The sequence below is a fragment of the Pseudoalteromonas aurantia 208 genome (assembly GCF_014858725.1).
GTDB lineage: Bacteria > Pseudomonadota > Gammaproteobacteria > Enterobacterales > Alteromonadaceae > Pseudoalteromonas > Pseudoalteromonas aurantia.
The window spans coordinates 1,591,392-1,609,330 of sequence record NZ_AQGV01000012.1 but is presented as its reverse complement, the minus strand read 5'-3'; the positions used below and the strand labels follow the sequence as shown (position 1 = coordinate 1,609,330).

The window sequence follows — 17,939 nt, the reverse complement described above, 5'->3', positions numbered from 1 at the left end:
ATCATAAATGAATTAATATTGGGGTGTTAAAAATCAATGTGGGAATGGGCTTTGTTATGCTCATTAAATATACTAATAAGGAAATTATACAATTGAAGTATTTACTATTTATCGCTGTTTTTTTTCTCAGTGCATGCAGCACGCCTAATGTGTCTAAAAATGTGTACTTTACCAATGTGATGGACATTATAGCTTTGAGTGAAGGAAACACACCAGATGGGCTAAAAGGGACATTTCAGCTCCCTATAAAAGCATCGGGAACGCAACATCGCACGACTTATTTAAATACTGAATTAGATTATCGAGACAGAAGAAATATCTCTGTATCACTTCACCCAAAAGTCATACGTGACTTTATTGCAAAATTTGGTGCTCACCCTGAAAGCTACTTTATTAATAAAACCATATTAGTTACTGGAGAGGCAAAACGGGTGAAAATATACTTTGCATCGAATGGTAAGCTTACTGAAACATATTATTTTCAAACCCATATCCAAGTGGATTCACTGTCGCAAATTAAAGTCGTTTGAAGATATCAGATATGCAGATCAGGAAATTAAATACGCTTCGAGGACTCGCGGCACTGATTGTTTTTTTTACTCACTTTAGTGATATAACGCATTGGCTTGATGGGGCTTTAGGTGGTGGCGCTGGTGCATATGGTGTCATGCTGTTTTTTTTACTTAGTGGCTTTTTGATGTCTTATTTGTATTTAAATAAAGCTTTTACAAAGTCAAACATCAAGCACTATTTATTCGCACGCTTTGCGCGGGTATTACCGCTCTATTTTGTGGTTGTCCTTAGCGCGTATTTTCTAACGGTATCTGGCAATGATAGTTTATACCACATACCGGACTTCAATTCGTTATTAGGCCATTTGTTCCTGGTTTATGGTGAAAGTGTATTTTGGTCAATACCCGCAGAAATTCAGTTTTATTTCATTTTTTTGATCTTTTGGTTTTTCGCGAAACAAAGAAGTGGATATATTTATGCATCTATCGTTGGTGTAATGGTTTTATTATTTCTTACCAACTTTCCAAGGTTATATGGTGAGATCTATGAGATTCCTTATAATATCTTTAATGTATTGAGATCCTTACCTTACTTTTTCGTAGGAGTGATTTTTGGCATGCATTATCACTCCTTTAAGGTTCCAGATTATTTAAGAAAGCATGGTTTTATACTGGTTCTAGGCCTGATTCCACTTATGTATCCTGAGTTTTCATTTGTTTCTTCTGATGCAAAAAGAAGAATGTGGCTTAGCTATGAAGTTTTGTTTGTGATGAGCACGGTGTTTTTTTGTATTGTCTTTTTGGTTCCGAATAACAATATATTGTTAGCAAATAAATTAGGGGATTTTTTGGGGAAAATATCTTACTCATTATATTTGTTGCATATGCCCATTATTGTAAAGGTGGATCAATTTACGTTATCGGTGGAAATGAAATTACTGGTGTCTTTAGTATTAAGTATTTGTGCGGCGTATGTATCATATCGATTCTTTGAAAAACCACTAGCAACGCAAATAAGGCAAGCTGCTAATAGGGGAAATCATCCTAAAGGTAGTATGGCGAGTTAAACAGTACATTTTTATGATGATGGCGGAAATTTGCTCTCAAGCTACGATTGCAAAAAGAGCGAGGTGTACACCTGCGCTCTTTGCATTCGTTTATCTACGTATCTTTGCGATTTTCGGATTGCTGCTGGATCAGCTTTTTCAACTCCTGAATTTCACTGTGCAGGTCTTCAATGGTGGGGATATTTTTAGCTGACTCTTTTTCTTGGCGCATTTTTGCACGTTCATCTTCCATTACATTGACCACAATGCCGATGACCATATTCAAAAATGCAAATGCGGTAAAGAAGATAAATGATAAATAAAATACCCAAGACATTGGATAGACTTCCATTGTTTCATACTGAATATCAGTCCAGTCTTCGAATGTCATTATTCTGAACAGCGTTAACATAGATATCGCTATATCGCCCCATAACTTAGGGTTTATGTCATTGAATATAAAGCTGCCAATCGCTGCGTATATGTAGAAAATGATGAACATCAATAAGATCACATACCCTAATTGTGGCAGTGCTTTTATCAATGAATTTATAAGAATTCTTAGCTCGGGGACCACAGATACCATTCTGAGTACGCGGAATACTCTTATCAACCTTGCCAATAAGGCCATTTCGCTATCGTTGATAGGCACTAAGCTGATGGCAACCACCAGGGTATCAAAAACATTCCAGCCTTTTTTGAAAAAGCGCTTTTTATCGTCATCAGCAATAAAACGGACAGAGATCTCGAAAAGAAAAAAGAGAGTGATAAAAATATCGAGTACATGGGTGATTGAAATTGCAGTGTTGGGTAATGAAAAAGTTTTTGCGCCAATCTCTAGTGCGGAAATGATGATCACTGCAACAACGGTGAGCTCAAATATTTTGTTGTTTTTTAGATTGTTCAGATTTAATTTAATAGTTTCGTACATATGCTGCCAGTTAGTTCAATAGTATGGTTTAAACGCGGCATGATTATATCCTAGTTAAGTTTCAACGGGTGTTATGATTTCTGAAAAAAGTGTTACAGAGGATTTTTAGTACGCTATAAAGTGATTGCTGAAGACTTATAAGGTCATGTAGCTGATTGAGCTCATCTGATCCGATAATGAGAAGAGCCCATAAAGATAAGTTGATTGATTTAATTAAAAATCGGCCAGTCGTAAAAATGTATCGCGTGCTTGTATATAGATATTCGGGTTACTGTTTTTTAATACGTTTAAATCATGTAATGATTGCGTGATAGCGTTACCGTTAAATGCCTCTGAGCTGCCAAAGATGACTTGGCTTTCAAATTGTGACGCTTTAAAATTTAAGCCTTGTAGGTCTTTGATACAACTGGTGTCTGGTTGTGACCACAAGTGATTGATAAAGCTTTGCATAATATCTACACCACAAGTATTGGCATTTTCTTTGGTGCTATGTGATACAAAGATCACCCCATGCTCTGTTTCTGGTAATTCAACATAGCGCTGATTACCGCTGGTAAACGCACTTTGGACAATGGGTATATAGTAATGAGGCGTTTGTGGGTCTAAATCACCATTGAGCACCAGTGTCGGCATATAGTGCTGTGTTGGCTGGTAGGCATAGGGGTCGATATAGCGATTTCCCCATACTTGTTTATCAATATGTCTTTGGTAAAGAATATATTCTGGAATACATGAAATCGCATCCTTACAATATTCAAGCTTTGTATGAATATCACGTTCGTTGTAGTTGATTTCATTTTGTACAATAAGTTTCGATACGATTGGGGAAGAGTCAAATGGGTCTTTGGCAGACAATTCAATAAATTGCTTGCCTGTACCTGTAAACATAAAGCGATGTAGGTTATTGAGTGCAATCACGTCGTTCGTGTTACATCGAGCTAGTCTGTGATACATCGGGATGAGTATTTGCTCAACAGAGCGGCTTAATGCAATCAGGGATATAGCTTGCAGTTCAAAGCGCTTAAAATTTGTCGCGGGGCAGTGTTGACCTGAATAAACTTTGTTGACTAACGTTTTGAGCTCATCGAGTGAATTGAGACTTAATTGTGAGCGACAAAAGTCGTCATTTTGGCAATATGTAAACATATCGGCGAAAATATCATTGAAGTTTTCATCCCATGAATCAAGACCAAATTTTTCACTTGGTACGACTGAGTCTAAAATGATCCCCTGTGCGCCTGTTGGTGCGATTTGACTAAACCTTTGTGCCCACAACGTACCGTATGAAGCGCCATAAACGTAACTGGGCAGCCAATCAATCGTTTTACTTTTGGAGATCACATAATCAAGATCTTTTGCAGCAGAGGTAGTGGTGAATTTGTAAAGGCCTTCACCCCATTGCTGGTGGAGCTCGTCAAAGCAGGCTTGTGAATACGCTGCGTAATCAGCGGTGGGTGGAGTTGTGCACGCTAAGTGTGTTGACCACCCAACACCACGATGCTCAATGACATATAAGTCGTAGTCTTGGGTGAAATGGTTGAGGTTAGTTTCAAACTCTTTAACGTAAAAACTTGCTGAGGCTCCAGGTCCGCCTTGTAAAAACCAAATTTGACCTTGGCTATTACCAGATTTTGCAGGGTATTTAGATACTAGAATGTCTATTTTTTTAGCATTGGGCGCTTCCCAGTCTAAAGGGACTTCAGCCAAACTACATAAGTTTCTATTGTCGTAACTTTTAAATTGCGTGGGGCAATTGCCCCACTCAAAGTCAATATATGGGTTGTAAATGGCTCTTTCCGATGGGGTTGCCCTGATATTGAATGTACTGATCAGACTCAAAATAGCGAGTACTATTGTTAACCGCTTCATGGTTTCCTTCCTATTCACGTTGTAATTAAGTGAGCTATATATAACGACAATTACTTCGAAAAATAACAGGAGGTACACGCCGGCGTATTACCCCTTGCACTTTTGAGCTGCAAACAGTCAAAAATGCATTCGGTAAGAAAGACATGGGCAACACTCTATACTAAGGGTATGTTCTTGGAGTAATAAGCACATGAATTCAATCTTGTGATCGTACGTTGACCTAACAAGGAGTGCTTATCGGTTAGAAGAACAATTTTTTTCTGACTATTTTTCTGTATTCGCTTGGTGTTTGCTGAAGTCGAGCTTTGAACACACGTGTTAATAGTCCTTGTGCATTAAATCCAACAGAGATTGCAACGTCTTGAATTGAAAGATTGCTATTGGCAAGCAGCTCTTTGGCATTTTCTAATCGTAGTACTTGTAAATAATCAGCAGCCGTTTGCCCTGTGGCTGCTTTAAAGCGACGATTAAAGGTTCTGTAACTCATATCAAATTGTTTGGCTACGTCGGCCAGAAGTATATCGGTGGCGAAATTGTGTTTCAGCCAAAATTGAATGGCTGCGATTTGTTCATCAGGATGTTTATCAACGGCACCTTCTAAATAGCGTTGTTCTTCATAAGGCTTGCGAATTTCATGAGAGAAGTTTTGTTGTACGTGGTTGGCTGCAGCCACACCATAGAGCTGTGAAATTAAATGAACAATCACATCTGCTAATGCATTTAGGCTGGCAACGGTGTATATACGTTCAGACTGTGTAATGAAAAAATCGGGTTTTAAGTTTACTAGTGGGTAGTTACGTTCAAATTGCGTTGCGTAATGCCAGTGAGTCGTTGCTGGGTGGTTGTTCAACAGCCCAGATTCAGCTAAAAAGCATACTCCGGTACCAACGCCAATAATGGTTCCACCTTGTTGCCATGTTGATGCCAGCTGTATCGCAATGCCATTATGACGCCTAAGTACAGGTCTTGGGTTACGCCAAATACTTGGCACGATGACATAATCTTGCTCAGCCAGCATGTTTAAATCACCATTCGGACTGAGCTGCATTCCCAAATTATTTTCAATTGCTGTGTCGTGTTGAGCAAGCCAATTGAGTTTTAAAGGTCTAAATTTGGGACCTAAATGCCGCTTCGCATAGGCTTCTCCAGCTCGGAGCATTTCGGCTGGAAGTGTGACACTTGTGAACAACATATGTTCATATAGTGTAAATGCGATATTTATTGGCTGTTTCATCTGGACTGACCACTTATGTTTGGCGAGTATTACACTTTATTTGGCTTATATTATAAAATTTTTTATTCTCTTCCAACTAGAATCAAGTTATCAGCGGTTATTAAGACAAGAATATCATGACAGCATTACCAATTATTGTAGGCATGGGCGGTATCAACGCTGCAGGCCGAACATCTTTCCATCAAGGGTTTAGACGTATTGTTTTAGATAAATTAGGGCAAAAAGCCCGTCAAGAGACCTTTTTAGGTTTGGCGACTTTGATGAACCTAGTAAAATATGAAAATGACCAACTCGTAACGCCTGATGGTGAGGTAATAGCCGTTACCGATATCGAGAGAGTTCTCGGTGAACAAATTAAAGCTGGCACGTTGATTCGAAAAATAGAAAAAAACCATTTTGATGTTGATGCGACCCATTGGCAGCAAAAATTGGCAATTAAAGTTAATAGCGACGAAGGTTTACGTTTTACGTGCCGCATTAAAGACTTACCAAATCCAATTCCAACGTCATGGCAAGTGACTGAAATAGACAAAAAGACTGCAAATGTGGTCGTGCCAGATCAACTCGATGTTAAGCATGATAGCTATCGAGACAATCCTATTAAAGCGGCAGGTCAATTTCCGACAGGGTTCGACCCAGCAATAATGTACAACAGTCGTTATCAACCGCGAGGATTACAGGCGACCATTTTTGCAGCGACAGATGCAATTCGCTCAACAGGATTAGATTGGCAAACAGTTATGAATAGTGTTGAGCCAGACAAAGTCGGCACGTATTCGGGGTCGATCGCCGGACAAATGAATGATGAAGGGTTTGGTGGCTTGGTTCGCAGCCGTATGAAAGGAGAGCGTGTTAGTACTAAACAGTTGGCACTGGGTTTAAATACAATGTCGACTGATTTTATTAATGCGTATGTAACCGGTAGTGTGGGTACCACATTTACAGCGTCAGGTGCCTGTGCAACATTTTTATATAATTTGCGTGCTGCGGTTAATGATATTCAAGCAGGGCGTACTCGAGTTGCAGTGGTAGCCAGTGTTGAATGCGCGCTGACGCCTGAAGTTATCGAAGGGTTTGGTACGATGGGGGCGTTAGCAAATGAAGAAGGTTTGCGTAAATTAGATAATACAGATACTGCCGACCATCGTAGAACCAGTCGCCCATTTGGAGATAATTGCGGTTTTACAATTGGTGAAGGCGCACAAGTTGTTATTTTAATGGATGACGCACTGGCACTTGAACTGGGCGCAGACATTATGGGATCGGTTGTTGACGTATTTGTTAATGCTGATGGCGTAAAAAAATCCATTACGGCTCCAGGGCCTGGAAACTACATTACGATGGCTAAATCGGTCGCGTTGGCAGAGCAAATAGCAGGACCGGAAGCATTGCGAGAGCGCAGCTTTATTTTAGCGCATGGCTCAAGTACACCACAAAACCGTGTGACCGAGTCTATGATTTACCATAAGGTTGCTGAAGCATTTTCTATTAATGGTTGGAAGCTGGCTGCACCAAAAGCGTTCGTTGGCCACACAATAGCCCCAGCAAGTGGCGACCAATTAGCGATGGCATTAGGAGTCTTCAGTCATAATATTATGCCGGGCATTACCACAATCAGTAAAGTGGCTGATGATGTGCACGCTAAGCACTTAGATATTCGTACCGCCCATTATGAGTGTGATCCCATGGACATCGCTTTTGTTAATTCAAAAGGGTTTGGTGGTAATAATGCCACTGCAACCGTATTTTCGCCGACTCTGACTAAAAAGCTGTTAAGTAAACGTTATGATAAAAGTACCTGGGACCGTTATAGCGATAAAGTAACGCAAACACACGCAGAGCAAGTTCAATATCAACAAGCTGCTGATTTAGGTCAATACGAACTTATTTATAAGTTCGGCAATGGTATGCTTGATGAAACAGCACTCAAGATAGAAGCTGATGAATTAACACTTCCGGGCTTTAGTAAGGCGGTAAAGCTCAATGTAAATAATCAATATGGTGATTTAAAGTAACCTTTGAAGAACTATGTTAAGCAAAGCAGGGCGCTCACAATGAGCGCCTTTTTGCTTATTAAGCTTAATGTGCGTTAACGTACGGTATGTAAAAAATGCATATGTTTATGGTACTGATCTAAAATGTCGTTAATAACGGCCTCTTTTGACCAACCCATAATATCGTAGTCTTGCCCACCTTCACGTAAATGTACTTCAGCACGATAATATTTATCTTCGCTATCATCATCATCTTCTTCAACGTAGCTTGGTTTATCTGACGATCTTCTACGCACTTCATATTTGAAATCAAGCTCCTCGCCAAGTAGTACTAATAAGCTAATTCGGCCAAGCTTCTCATCTTGTTCTATTTGCGTTTCAATATTATGTTGTTTTAACTCACTTGCCACGGAGTTAACGGCGGCCAAAGCAGCATTATTGATAAACTTGTTAACGTTGGGCTTACTTGGAAAATCTACGATGTTACCTAATCGCTCTTGCCAGCTGGTTGCGGTGTTACCGTTAGCAGGTGTTAGCTGAGCAATGTTAAGCTGTAAACTTTCACGTTTAGCGACATCAACTCTGAGTGCTTTAATTAAGCCCCATGTGGCAATAAGTAGAATGACAGCGAAGGGCAGAGCACTGGCGATTGTCATTGTTTGCAATGCACCAAGACCGCCGGCAATTAACAGTACTGCAGCAACAACGCCTTCACCACCTGCCCAATAAATTCTCTGCCAAATTGGCGTATTGTCGTTGCCGTTTGAGCACAGCATATCTACAACCATTGAACCAGAATCAGATGACGTTACGAAGAATATAATCACCATTAACGTTGCGACAAATGAAAGGACTCCTGACATGGGAAATTGTTCAAGAAATACAAAAATAGAGACGGCTACGTCTTTTGAAACGGCATCGCCTAAACTTGCCACGCCTTTATTTATTATTAAATCAATGGCTGAGTTACCAAAAAAGGTCATCCACATGAGCGTGAAGCCTGTTGGAATGAAGAGCACACCCATGGCAAATTCACGGATAGTTCGACCGCGAGACACCCGGGCAATAAAAAGTCCCACAAAAGGTGCCCAAGACATCCACCAACCCCAATATAAGATTGTCCAGCCACCTAGCCACTCAGTTTTTTCATAAGCGAACAAATTAAAGGTGTTACGCACTATATCAGCTGTATAGGCGCCTACATTTTGGACAAATGCCTGTAGTAAATAAATAGTAGGGCCTAGTATGAGCACAAATAGCAGCATGAGCACAGCTAAACCCATATTGAGTTCTGATAAACGACGGATCCCTTTATCTAGACCCGTGGTAACTGACAAAATGGCTAAACCAGTCACTACGGCAATTAAGACAACCTGAGTTGTCAAGCCCACAGGCACATCAAATAAGTAATTTAGACCGGAATTGACTTGTAGAACACCGTAACCCAGAGAAGTTGCAACCCCAAATACAGTGCCAATTACAGCAAAAATATCGACCGCATGACCAATTGGGCCATAGATCTTATCGCCGATCAAAGGATAAAGTGCCGAACGAAGCGTCAGTGGTAAGCCATGCCGGTAGCTAAAGAACGCGAGGATCAGTGCCACAATGGCGTAAATTGCCCATGCGTGCAGACCCCAGTGAAAGAAGGTTATTTTCATTGCTTCTCTCGCCGCTTCTACACTGCCAGACTCCGCCACTGGAGGAGAGAGGAAGTGCATAACAGGTTCAGCAACGCCGAAGAACATCAGACCAATCCCCATACCGGCTGAAAATAGCATGGCAAACCAGGTTGTATGACTGTAATCAGGGGTTGAGTGATCGGGCCCAAGTTTGATGTTGCCAAACCTAGATAATCCCAAGTACGCCACTGTAATAAGAATAATGGCGACAGTAAGAACGTAAAACCAGCTGGCTGTATGGACAATACTGGCCTGTAAAGATTGAAATAAGGTATCTGCGGTTTTTGGCATAAATGCCGTAAAAATGACCAAGAAAATGATCAAACCAGACGCGCAGTAGAAAACCGGTGGATTCAACTTTGCTTTGACGCTATGTTCGGACATAGTGTTCCCCATGTGTATTACTGACAGACTCTGTTGCGAGTTTGTAGAGTCTAAAGAAGCAAAAAGCTTTAAGGTAAAAGGACTTATATAATAGCACAGATATTAATAAAAAATATCAAGAGGGCAGGCGTGACGTAATGATAAATTCTAAAAATAAGAGCATTGCTAATAAATGCTCTTACTCTTGGTTTTTATTAAAAGTGTTTAGCGTGAAATTTTAGGTGTTTTTCAATATAACTGGCAATAAAGAAATAACTATGGTCATACCCGTCACACATTTCTAGTTGCAGGGGATAATTTTGCTCTGTGGCCACTTTTTGCAAATGCCAAGGCTGCAATTGTTCCTCTAAAAAGTTATCGGCGGTCCCCTGACTGACTAACATGGGGAGAGGGCGCGCATATTGCTTATTCTTTATGAGTAAAACCGCATCGTGGTTTTGCCAGTGAGTTTTATCATCTCCCAAATAACCGGACAGCGCTTTGATACCCCAAGGGCACGCTGAAGGGTGAACTATCGGACTAAAAGCTGAAATACTGCTGTAACGCGTTGCGTTCCTAAGCCCTAATGTTAATGCTCCATGGCCGCCCATTGAATGACCGCTAATTGCGCGCGCTTTACTCACTGGGAAATGATTTTCAATGAGGTTAGGGAGTTCTTTAACCACATAATCATACATTTGGTAATGGGTATGATAAGGAGGTTGTGTGGCATTCAGATAAAATCCCGCACCTAACCCAAAATCGTAGGCCGTATGTTCGTCATCTGGCACATTTTCGCCTCGAGGGCTGGTATCTGGCGCGACAATAGCGATACCTAGTTCATTGGCGATTTTAAATGCACCGGCTTTTTGCATAAAGTTTTCATCGGTGCAGGTTAACCCCGATAACCAATATAAAACGGGAACCTGTTTACCTGAGTTCGCAGTTTCTGGCAAAAATATGGCAAAGGTCATATCACATTGCGTTGTTTGGCTGGCGTGGCGATATCGCTTATGCCAGCCGCCAACGACTTTATTGCTGGCGACTAGTTCCATAACTTATCCCTTTTTAAAAATGTATGACTGAACGAATGCTTTTGCCTTCATGCATTAAATCAAATGCATCGTTGATCCCTTCAAGTTTCATGGTGTGAGTGATAAAATCATTCAGTTTAAATTCACCGGCCATGTAGCGTTCGACTATTTCAGGTAACTCTGAACGGCCTTTAACGCCGCCGAATGCGCTGCCGCGCCATACTCGGCCAGTAACAAGTTGAAATGGGCGAGTAGAAATTTCTTTGCCAGCTCCTGCAACACCAATAACAACAGATTCGCCCCAACCTTTATGGCAACACTCTAGTGCTGAGCGCATCACATCTACATTACCAATACATTCAAACGAGAAATCAACGCCACCATCTGTCATTTCTACGATTACATCTTGAATTGGTTTATCGTAGTTTTTAGGATTGATAAGATCGGTTGCGCCAAGTTTGGTTGCCAGCTCAAATTTATCTTCATTGATATCAACACCAATGATACGTTTAGCCCCAGCCATTGTTGCGCCAATGATGGCTGATAAGCCAATGCCACCTAAGCCAAAAATAGCAACGGTGTCGCCATTTTGTACTTTGGCGGTGTTCATGACCGCACCCATACCTGTGGTTACACCACATCCAAGCAAGCAGATTTCTTCTAATGGCGCTTCTGGGTTTACTTTTGCTAATGAAATTTCAGGCAATACCGTAAATTCAGAGAAGGTGGATGTGCCCATATAATGGTAAATTGGTTCGCCATCTTTAAAAAAGCGGGTTGTTCCATCAGGCATTAGGCCCTTACCTTGCGTTTCACGGATTTGCTGGCATAAGTTAGTTTTACCAGAGGTACAGAACTTACATTCACCACATTCTGGCGTGTATAGAGGGATAACATGATCGCCAATCGCAACACTGGTTACACCTTCACCAACGGCTTCGACAATGCCCGCACCTTCATGCCCTAGAATGGCTGGGAATATGCCTTCAGGATCTTCACCTGATAAGGTGAATGCGTCAGTATGACATACACCCGTAGCCATAATTTTAACCAATACTTCCCCTTTTTTAGGCATCATAACATCCACTTCTTCGATACTTAGTGGTTGACCCGGACCCCAGGCAATAGCGGCTTTAGATTTTATAAACTCAGACATAATTACTTCCATCTACATTGATTTTGTAAACAGTATAATTACTTTATTATTTTTGATAATCTTTAATTATAAAAAATACTTTTACAGATTTGTAATAATGGATAGATGGATTGGTATTGATGAATTCGTTGCGGTTGCAACAAGTGGTTCATTTACACAGGCGGCCAAGATCCTAGATACTTCGGTTGCACAAGTGAGTCGACGGGTAAAAGAGCTAGAGCAGCAATTAGATCATCAGCTACTGACAAGAACAACTCGAAAATTGGCATTAACGCAAGAGGGTGAAGTGTTTCTAACGCATGCGAGACATTTACAGCATGCATATGATGATGCCACATTGGCACTGCGCCAAAGAGACCAGCAACCAACAGGCACACTTAAACTGACCGCGCCTGTAATGTATGGTGAACACTATATAATGCCGATTGTTCATGACTTTATGACAAGTTACCCTAAGGTAAAAGTGGAAATGTTACTGTCAAATGAGCAACTAGACTTAGTGGCTATGGGCTTTGATATTGCAATTCGTTTGGGTCATTTGAAAGACTCAAGCTTGAAAGCAAGGCGGCTTTCGTGGCGAAATACGTTAGTTTGTGCGTCATCTGAGTATTTGAATCATCATGGGCAACCGCATAGCTTGAATGAATTGGCGGAACATGCTTGTTTAGTGGGAAATAGCAGTTATTGGCGTTTTTTCGATAAGAATAAAGAGCGAAATATTAAAGTCAGCGGACCGTTGAGCTGTAATAGTGGTTGGGCTTTGCTCGATGCTGCGTGTAAAGATTTAGGGTTAGTCCAGCTGCCACATTACTATGTCGAAAAAGCATTAGAAAACAAGCAGCTGATAGAGATATTACCAAGCTTTAAACCAAAGCGTGAAGGGATCTGGGCGGTTTATCCGCCCAGACAATATATGCCGACTAGCTTACGCTTGCTGCTGGATTATTTGGCTGCACATTTTGACCCGCAAACTCCATCGCAGAGAGGGCTTGATTGAGCGCATCTTCACGGCTATCACAAAAAGCATCGCTACCGAGTTTTTCACGAATGTTAAATCGATGAAGGCGATCGCAAGTCTCTTTGTTTGGTGAGAAAATAAAGACTTTACAATTGGCATCGAGTGCATCCTTAATTGCATTCTCAAGTGCTAAGCTTACGGTGACATCAAGCATCGCAACATCACTTAAATCAAGTACCATAGCCTGGTATTTGTTGATATCACGATGTTGGCGTGCAATCGCTTTAGAGACACTAAAAATCATGGGGCCAGAGAGATAAAAATAGAGCAATTGTCCTTTGGCTTGTTCAAATAAATTGCGCTCTAATTCAGTCATTGGCACATCGTCGTCGGTATCACTAATGGCTTTCACTTGCTCGGCTTGTACTTGACTTAAGCGCTCGATCACCAGAATGTTTGATATAAACACACCGAGACCAACTGCGACAATTAAGTCAACGAAAACGGTTAATAGCATGACACCGTACATAATAGCCATTTGCATTAGACTAAGTTTGTGGGCACGTTGGATAAAGCTCCAATCTAAGATATTGAAACCAACGTACACGGCAATACCTGCGAGTACGGCCATCGGAATGGGTTCGGTTAAACTACCAGCAACAAAGACAACAGCCATTAAAATTAACGCACGAAAAATCCCAGCCAGTGGAGAACGTGCGCCAACTTGTACATTAACGACGGTGCCCATGGTTGCGCCTGCGCCTGGAAGTGCACCACACAAACCGGATATCATATTTGCAATACCTTGACCGCGAAGTTCTTTATCTGAGTCGTGTTCGGTACGCGTTAAGCTATCGCCAATAACGGCGGTTAATAGGGTATCAATGCACCCCAATGTACCTAAGACCAACGCATCAATCACCATCTCAGTAAACAAGTCGGCGGTAAAAGTTGGCCAAACGATAGAGGGTAGTCCACTGGGGATTTCGCCAATTCTACGGATACTTTCAGTATCAAATAAGATAATCGAGACTAAAGTAATAGCAACGAGGGCTACCAGTTGAGCAGGTACATACTGACGGTATTTCTGCGGTAAGTAAAACAGAATCCCTAAGGTTAGGATACCGAGAAACAATTCAGAAAAATGTAAATCTAACAGTAAACTTGGAAGTGCTTCAAGGGTGCCAATCACACCGCCCATAGGCGCTTTATGGCCTAATAATGGCGCTAGTTGTAAGATGATAAGTATTACGCCAATACCTGACATGAATCCTGAAATAACACTATAGGGCATTAATGTTACATACTTACCAAGTTTGAGCGTACCGAGCAGTATTTGAAATGCGCCAGCCATCATGACCACAGTGAAACCCATTGCTAAGCCATTTTCAGGATAGGTAGCCATCATGGTTGTGAGCACCGCGGTCATAATAACCGTCATCGGACCTGTTGGCTCTGAGATCAAAGAAGTGGAGCCGCCAAATAAGGCAGCGAATAGGCCTACGAGGATCGCTCCCCACATACCGGCTTCAGCGCCAGCACCTGAGGCAACACCAAATGCTAGGGCCAGAGGTAGAGAAATTATCGCAGTGGTTACACCACCGAATAAATCTCCCTTTAAATTCATGTGCTTAAATCGAGATAAAGACAACATTGGACTTCCATACCGCGAGATTTCACGCATTTTACACTAAATTGCCCCTTTAACTATCAGAACTTCAATATTTTTTTACAATTTGCCGCGTACCCAAGCCATATTGCTTTGTGGTAGTATCGCTTACTATTAGCCTTGAATGTAGACATAATCAACCATGTTTCAACCAGTTAGCCTATTTGTTGGGTTAAGATATGCCAAAGCAGCGAAGGGAAACGCTTTCATTTCTTTCATTTCTTTTTTTTCTATCGCAGGAATTGCGTTAGGTTTAATGTCTCTGATCACGGTTAGCTCAGTTATGAATGGTTTTGAGCAGTCGTTAAAAAGTGCAATGTTAGATCTCATTCCTCATGTGCAATTAAAAGCGGATAATGCTGAGAACGCACAAATAGAACAAGTCTTATCGCGATTAAACACACATGCAATGGTAGAGCGTGCGCAACCCTATATTACGTCAGATGTGATTTTACAAACCAACCAAGAATTAATGGGAGTTAGATTACAGGGACTATTTAGCGGATATAATAATGCAGTAAGTAAGCATATTGAATTGGGTAAATTACAAACACTCGATAAAAAAAAGTATCAATTGGTGCTGAGTCGATATTTAGCGAATAAGCTTGGCATTGGTGTCGGCGACAAGGTTCGGGTCATTTTACCCGAAGTAACCAGTTATACGCCATTAGGTCGAGTGCCGATGCAGCGTTTATTTACAGTAGCCGCTTTATATAACTCAAAAAGTGAAGCTGATATGCATTTGGCATTTTCAGATGGCAAAAGCTTGAGGCGATTGATGAGGCGAGCCGATAACAGTGACCTGGATATAAGCATCACGTTAAAAGATGCATTTGCATTAGTACCTTTTTATGCTTCAGTTACGGACTTATTGAGCCGGTATGAAAAGGATGATTGGCAGACTCAGCAAGGGGCTTTGTTTGCAGCTGTTGCGATGGAAAAACGCGTCATGTCAATGTTATTGGGCTTAATCGTCATTGTCGCAGTATTTAATATATTATCAGCGCTATCTATGATGGTTCGAGAGAAACAAGGAGAAGTTGCAATATTGCAAACGCTTGGATTTACACCCAACATGATTGGGAGAGTCTTTATGGTACAAGGCCTTTATAATGGTTTAGTAGGGACTGTAATTGGTTTGATCTTGGGACTGATAGTTGCAAGTAATATCAACGAAGTGTTGGATATTTTAGGCTTGTCTTTATTAGGTGGCGCTAAGCTTCCGGTATTATTTTCGCCAATAGGACTGATTTCAATGGCGACCGCCAGCATTGCAATGAGCTTTATTGCAACGCTATATCCTGCTAAAAAAGCAGCTAACGTATTACCCGCTGAGGTTTTGAGATATGAGTAATTTGGTAATTGAATGTAAGCAGTTGGGTAAGTCGTATCAAGATGGGAAAAATCAAGTTGAGGTTTTAAAAGGCGTTAACTTATCAGTGACACAAGGTGAAATGTTGGCAATTGTGGGCAGCTCTGGATCTGGTAAAAGTACACTTTTACATATTTTGGGTACTTTAGATAAAGCATCAAGTGGCAACGTGAGAATTAAGGGTCAAGAAGTAGCTGCTTTATCTCGCAACAATCAAGCTGAATTTAGAAATCAATATTTAGGTTTTATTTATCAGTTTCATCATTTACTGATGGAATTTACTGCGTTAGAAAATGTGGCGATGCCGCTTCTGATCCAAGGGATAAAAAAGCAACAAGCACAACTCAGCGCAAATGAGATGCTAGATAAGGTAGGACTAGCGCACAGGGCGGATCATAAACCATCGGAACTCTCTGGTGGTGAGCGCCAACGGGTTGCGATTGCACGTGCTTTAGTGACTAAACCGGCTTTAGTATTAGCGGATGAGCCCACTGGCAATTTAGACAAGCATAACGCGATGAAAATATACGAGCTTTTATCACAATTGAATCGTGAATTACAAACCAGTTTTGTGGTGGTGACACATGATTTGGAATTAGCGGCAAAGTTAGGCCGAAGTGTACAACTGGATGATGGAGTACTGTCAGAGGCTGCGGTTAAACCCGGAGTTAAGCATGCTTAGTCTTTATTTAAGTAAGCGGTTTCGTCAATCTAAGCGAAAAACTGGGTTTGTTAGTTTGTTAAGTAAAGCATCAACGTTAGGTGTGATGCTGGGGGTTGCGGTACTGATCATTGCATTGTCGGTTATCAACGGCTTTGAACAACAACTAGAAGAACGATTATTGTCTGTTGTGCCCCATGTTAGTTACGAAGCACCCTATGATCCCATTAACGATTGGCAAGCTAAAGTCGAGTTATTAAATCAGCATCAGGCTATTTCGGCTGCGGCGCCTGAAATCAACTTAACGGCTATGGTGCAATTTAAAGGGCAACTTAAAGCCGCAAAAGTCAAAGGTGTGGAGCCGAATATTCATGCAAAGGTTTCCTCAGTATCGCGTTATATTGAGGGACGTAACTTAGATGAATTAGCTGCGGGCACGCTGATTTTAGGTAGTCGTATTGCTGCGAGCTTGAATTTGACACTTGGCGATAAAGTAACGTTACTGGTCGCCAATAAACAGGCAGAGCAGCCACTTTCAGCACCAAAGCGTATTGGTGTCACGCTTATTGGCTTGGTTAAAATGGGTGGTCCAATCGATGAATCTATTGCATTGGTCAATTTGGCTGATTTACAGAGCGCATTGGGTTTGGAACCGACCCAAACTACAGGGCTAAGGGCGAAAGTACAAGACGTGTTCAATGCACATCAAATAGCCATGGCGGCTGGTAGTAGTTTGCCTGATTTAGTGTATGTGAATAGCTGGTTTAGAACCCAAGGGAGCTTATATCAAGATATTCAAATGGTACGCACCATCGTTTTTTTGGTGGTATTTTTGATTATTGCAGTTGCGAGTTTTAATATTGTTTCCTCAATGGTGATGGAAGTGAAAGAAAAACAAGCAAGTATAGCGATACTTAAAACGATGGGCGCCAAAGATCGAACGATATTTGCAACATTTGCCTTACAAGGAGTTGGCTATGCAGTAATTGGTGCCCTGTTTGGTACTATCATAGGGGTATTACTGGCGATTAATCTGCCTGACTTATTCAATGCCATATTCACTCAAACTGATAATAACCCGTTGGCAGGGGTCTATTTTGTTGAATTTTTACCGTCTAAATTGATTTGGTCTGATATTTTAGTCACGTTAGGAGTAACTTTTATTTTGGCATTACTGGCGAGTGTTTATCCCGCTTGGCAAGCAACTAAAACAGCACCAGCCTCTGTATTAGGCAACGGCTAAAGCGTGGATTAGGCTGAGTAGTTTACTTATAACTCAGCTGCTACGAGCTCGTATAAACACTGCCTTTGGAGGCGGTTTTCTGGCATGCTGCCTCGGGTATATATTACGTTTTTATTGGCGCGACAATAGAATTAAAAACAAGCAGAAGATGCTTATTTCTGACGGTATTGCTAACGAACGAATGAATGGGAATTTTGAGTTTGCTATATTCTGTG

The 17,939-nt window shown here is 41.2% G+C and carries 14 protein-coding genes; 7 read left to right on the top strand and 7 right to left on the bottom strand.

Features of this window, described 5'->3' with window-relative positions; genetic code table 11:
* The first annotated feature begins 92 nt into the window (after positions 1-92).
* Both PAUR_RS10755 and PAUR_RS10750 read left to right on the top strand, forming a co-directional pair.
* Positions 93-530 (top strand): hypothetical protein, encoded by a 438-nt coding sequence (locus tag PAUR_RS10755; RefSeq protein ID WP_192507756.1) that lies wholly within the window; start codon positions 93-95, stop codon positions 528-530.
* 11 nt (positions 531-541) lie between these two features.
* The gene (locus tag PAUR_RS10750) at positions 542-1,579 is read left to right on the top strand and encodes an acyltransferase family protein (protein ID WP_192507755.1); all 1,038 of its coding nucleotides are present in this window, start codon (positions 542-544) and stop codon (positions 1,577-1,579) included.
* Between the two features lie 94 nt (positions 1,580-1,673).
* Here PAUR_RS10750 and PAUR_RS10745 read toward each other — a convergent pair whose 3' ends face one another.
* The 3 genes from PAUR_RS10745 to PAUR_RS10735 form a co-directional block, all read right to left on the bottom strand.
* Positions 1,674-2,489, bottom strand: a complete 816-nt coding sequence (locus tag PAUR_RS10745; RefSeq protein WP_192507754.1) for an ion transporter — start codon at positions 2,487-2,489, stop codon at positions 1,674-1,676.
* Positions 2,490-2,702: 213 nt separating this feature from the next.
* The gene (locus tag PAUR_RS10740; RefSeq protein ID WP_192507753.1) at positions 2,703-4,358 is read right to left on the bottom strand and encodes an alpha/beta fold hydrolase; all 1,656 of its coding nucleotides are present in this window, start codon (positions 4,356-4,358) and stop codon (positions 2,703-2,705) included.
* A gap of 241 nt (positions 4,359-4,599) precedes the next feature.
* Entirely contained in the window at positions 4,600-5,592 is a 993-nt protein-coding gene (locus PAUR_RS10735; RefSeq protein WP_192507752.1) for a GlxA family transcriptional regulator, read from the bottom strand.
* A gap of 116 nt (positions 5,593-5,708) precedes the next feature.
* Here PAUR_RS10735 and PAUR_RS10730 point away from each other — a divergent pair, with 116 nt between their 5' ends.
* Positions 5,709-7,607 carry a beta-ketoacyl synthase gene (locus PAUR_RS10730; protein WP_192507751.1) on the top strand — a complete coding sequence of 633 codons (1,899 nt, stop codon included), beginning with the start codon at positions 5,709-5,711 and terminating at the stop codon, positions 7,605-7,607.
* 74 nt (positions 7,608-7,681) lie between these two features.
* Here PAUR_RS10730 and PAUR_RS10725 read toward each other — a convergent pair whose 3' ends face one another.
* The 3 genes from PAUR_RS10725 to PAUR_RS10715 all read right to left on the bottom strand — a co-directional run bounded on the left by PAUR_RS10725 (position 7,682) and on the right by PAUR_RS10715 (position 11,821).
* The gene (locus PAUR_RS10725; RefSeq protein ID WP_192507750.1) at positions 7,682-9,652 is read right to left on the bottom strand and encodes a BCCT family transporter; all 1,971 of its coding nucleotides are present in this window, start codon (positions 9,650-9,652) and stop codon (positions 7,682-7,684) included.
* 194 nt (positions 9,653-9,846) lie between these two features.
* Positions 9,847-10,686 (bottom strand): S-formylglutathione hydrolase, encoded by an 840-nt coding sequence (gene fghA / locus PAUR_RS10720; RefSeq protein WP_192507749.1) that lies wholly within the window; start codon positions 10,684-10,686, stop codon positions 9,847-9,849.
* Between the two features lie 13 nt (positions 10,687-10,699).
* Positions 10,700-11,821 (bottom strand): S-(hydroxymethyl)glutathione dehydrogenase/class III alcohol dehydrogenase, encoded by a 1,122-nt coding sequence (locus PAUR_RS10715; RefSeq protein WP_192507748.1) that lies wholly within the window; start codon positions 11,819-11,821, stop codon positions 10,700-10,702.
* Positions 11,822-11,918: 97 nt separating this feature from the next.
* On the opposite strand from PAUR_RS10715, the gene PAUR_RS10710 reads away from it, so the two are divergent.
* Positions 11,919-12,818, top strand: a complete 900-nt coding sequence (locus tag PAUR_RS10710) for a LysR family transcriptional regulator (protein ID WP_192507747.1) — start codon at positions 11,919-11,921, stop codon at positions 12,816-12,818.
* On the opposite strand, the gene PAUR_RS10705 is transcribed toward PAUR_RS10710, so the two are convergent.
* Positions 12,742-14,433 (bottom strand): SulP family inorganic anion transporter, encoded by a 1,692-nt coding sequence (locus PAUR_RS10705; RefSeq protein ID WP_192508557.1) that lies wholly within the window; start codon positions 14,431-14,433, stop codon positions 12,742-12,744. The genes PAUR_RS10710 and PAUR_RS10705 overlap by 77 nt on opposite strands.
* A 157-nt stretch (positions 14,434-14,590) precedes the next feature.
* Here PAUR_RS10705 and PAUR_RS10700 point away from each other — a divergent pair, with 157 nt between their 5' ends.
* The 3 genes from PAUR_RS10700 to PAUR_RS10690 are packed head-to-tail and all read left to right on the top strand — an operon-like array spanning position 14,591 to position 17,724.
* Positions 14,591-15,802, top strand: coding sequence for a lipoprotein-releasing ABC transporter permease subunit (locus tag PAUR_RS10700; RefSeq protein ID WP_192507746.1), 1,212 nt, complete (start codon positions 14,591-14,593; stop codon positions 15,800-15,802).
* Complete coding sequence (gene lolD, locus PAUR_RS10695; protein ID WP_192507745.1) at positions 15,795-16,502, top strand: lipoprotein-releasing ABC transporter ATP-binding protein LolD; 708 nt, start codon at positions 15,795-15,797, stop codon at positions 16,500-16,502. The genes PAUR_RS10700 and lolD overlap by 8 nt, the downstream gene beginning before the upstream one ends.
* Positions 16,495-17,724 (top strand): lipoprotein-releasing ABC transporter permease subunit, encoded by a 1,230-nt coding sequence (locus PAUR_RS10690; RefSeq protein WP_192507744.1) that lies wholly within the window; start codon positions 16,495-16,497, stop codon positions 17,722-17,724. The genes lolD and PAUR_RS10690 overlap by 8 nt, the downstream gene beginning before the upstream one ends.
* Positions 17,725-17,939 lie beyond the last annotated feature (215 nt).

Bases quoted from the DNA above. Each gene is read 5' to 3' on its own strand.
- PAUR_RS10690 (WP_192507744.1), top strand. From the start codon at position 16,495: ATGCTTAGTCTTTATTTAAGTAAGCGGTTTCGTCAATCTAAGCGAAAA.
- fghA (WP_192507749.1), bottom strand. From the start codon at position 10,686: ATGGAACTAGTCGCCAGCAATAAAGTCGTTGGCGGCTGGCATAAGCGA.
- PAUR_RS10715 (WP_192507748.1), bottom strand. From the start codon at position 11,821: ATGTCTGAGTTTATAAAATCTAAAGCCGCTATTGCCTGGGGTCCGGGT.
- PAUR_RS10705 (WP_192508557.1), bottom strand. From the start codon at position 14,433: ATGTTGTCTTTATCTCGATTTAAGCACATGAATTTAAAGGGAGATTTA.
- PAUR_RS10710 (WP_192507747.1), top strand. From the start codon at position 11,919: ATGGATAGATGGATTGGTATTGATGAATTCGTTGCGGTTGCAACAAGT.
- lolD (WP_192507745.1), top strand. From the start codon at position 15,795: ATGAGTAATTTGGTAATTGAATGTAAGCAGTTGGGTAAGTCGTATCAA.
- PAUR_RS10745 (WP_192507754.1), bottom strand. From the start codon at position 2,489: ATGTACGAAACTATTAAATTAAATCTGAACAATCTAAAAAACAACAAA.
- PAUR_RS10740 (WP_192507753.1), bottom strand. From the start codon at position 4,358: ATGAAGCGGTTAACAATAGTACTCGCTATTTTGAGTCTGATCAGTACA.
- PAUR_RS10700 (WP_192507746.1), top strand. From the start codon at position 14,591: ATGTTTCAACCAGTTAGCCTATTTGTTGGGTTAAGATATGCCAAAGCA.
- PAUR_RS10725 (WP_192507750.1), bottom strand. From the start codon at position 9,652: ATGTCCGAACATAGCGTCAAAGCAAAGTTGAATCCACCGGTTTTCTAC.
- PAUR_RS10735 (WP_192507752.1), bottom strand. From the start codon at position 5,592: ATGAAACAGCCAATAAATATCGCATTTACACTATATGAACATATGTTG.
- PAUR_RS10730 (WP_192507751.1), top strand. From the start codon at position 5,709: ATGACAGCATTACCAATTATTGTAGGCATGGGCGGTATCAACGCTGCA.
- PAUR_RS10750 (WP_192507755.1), top strand. From the start codon at position 542: ATGCAGATCAGGAAATTAAATACGCTTCGAGGACTCGCGGCACTGATT.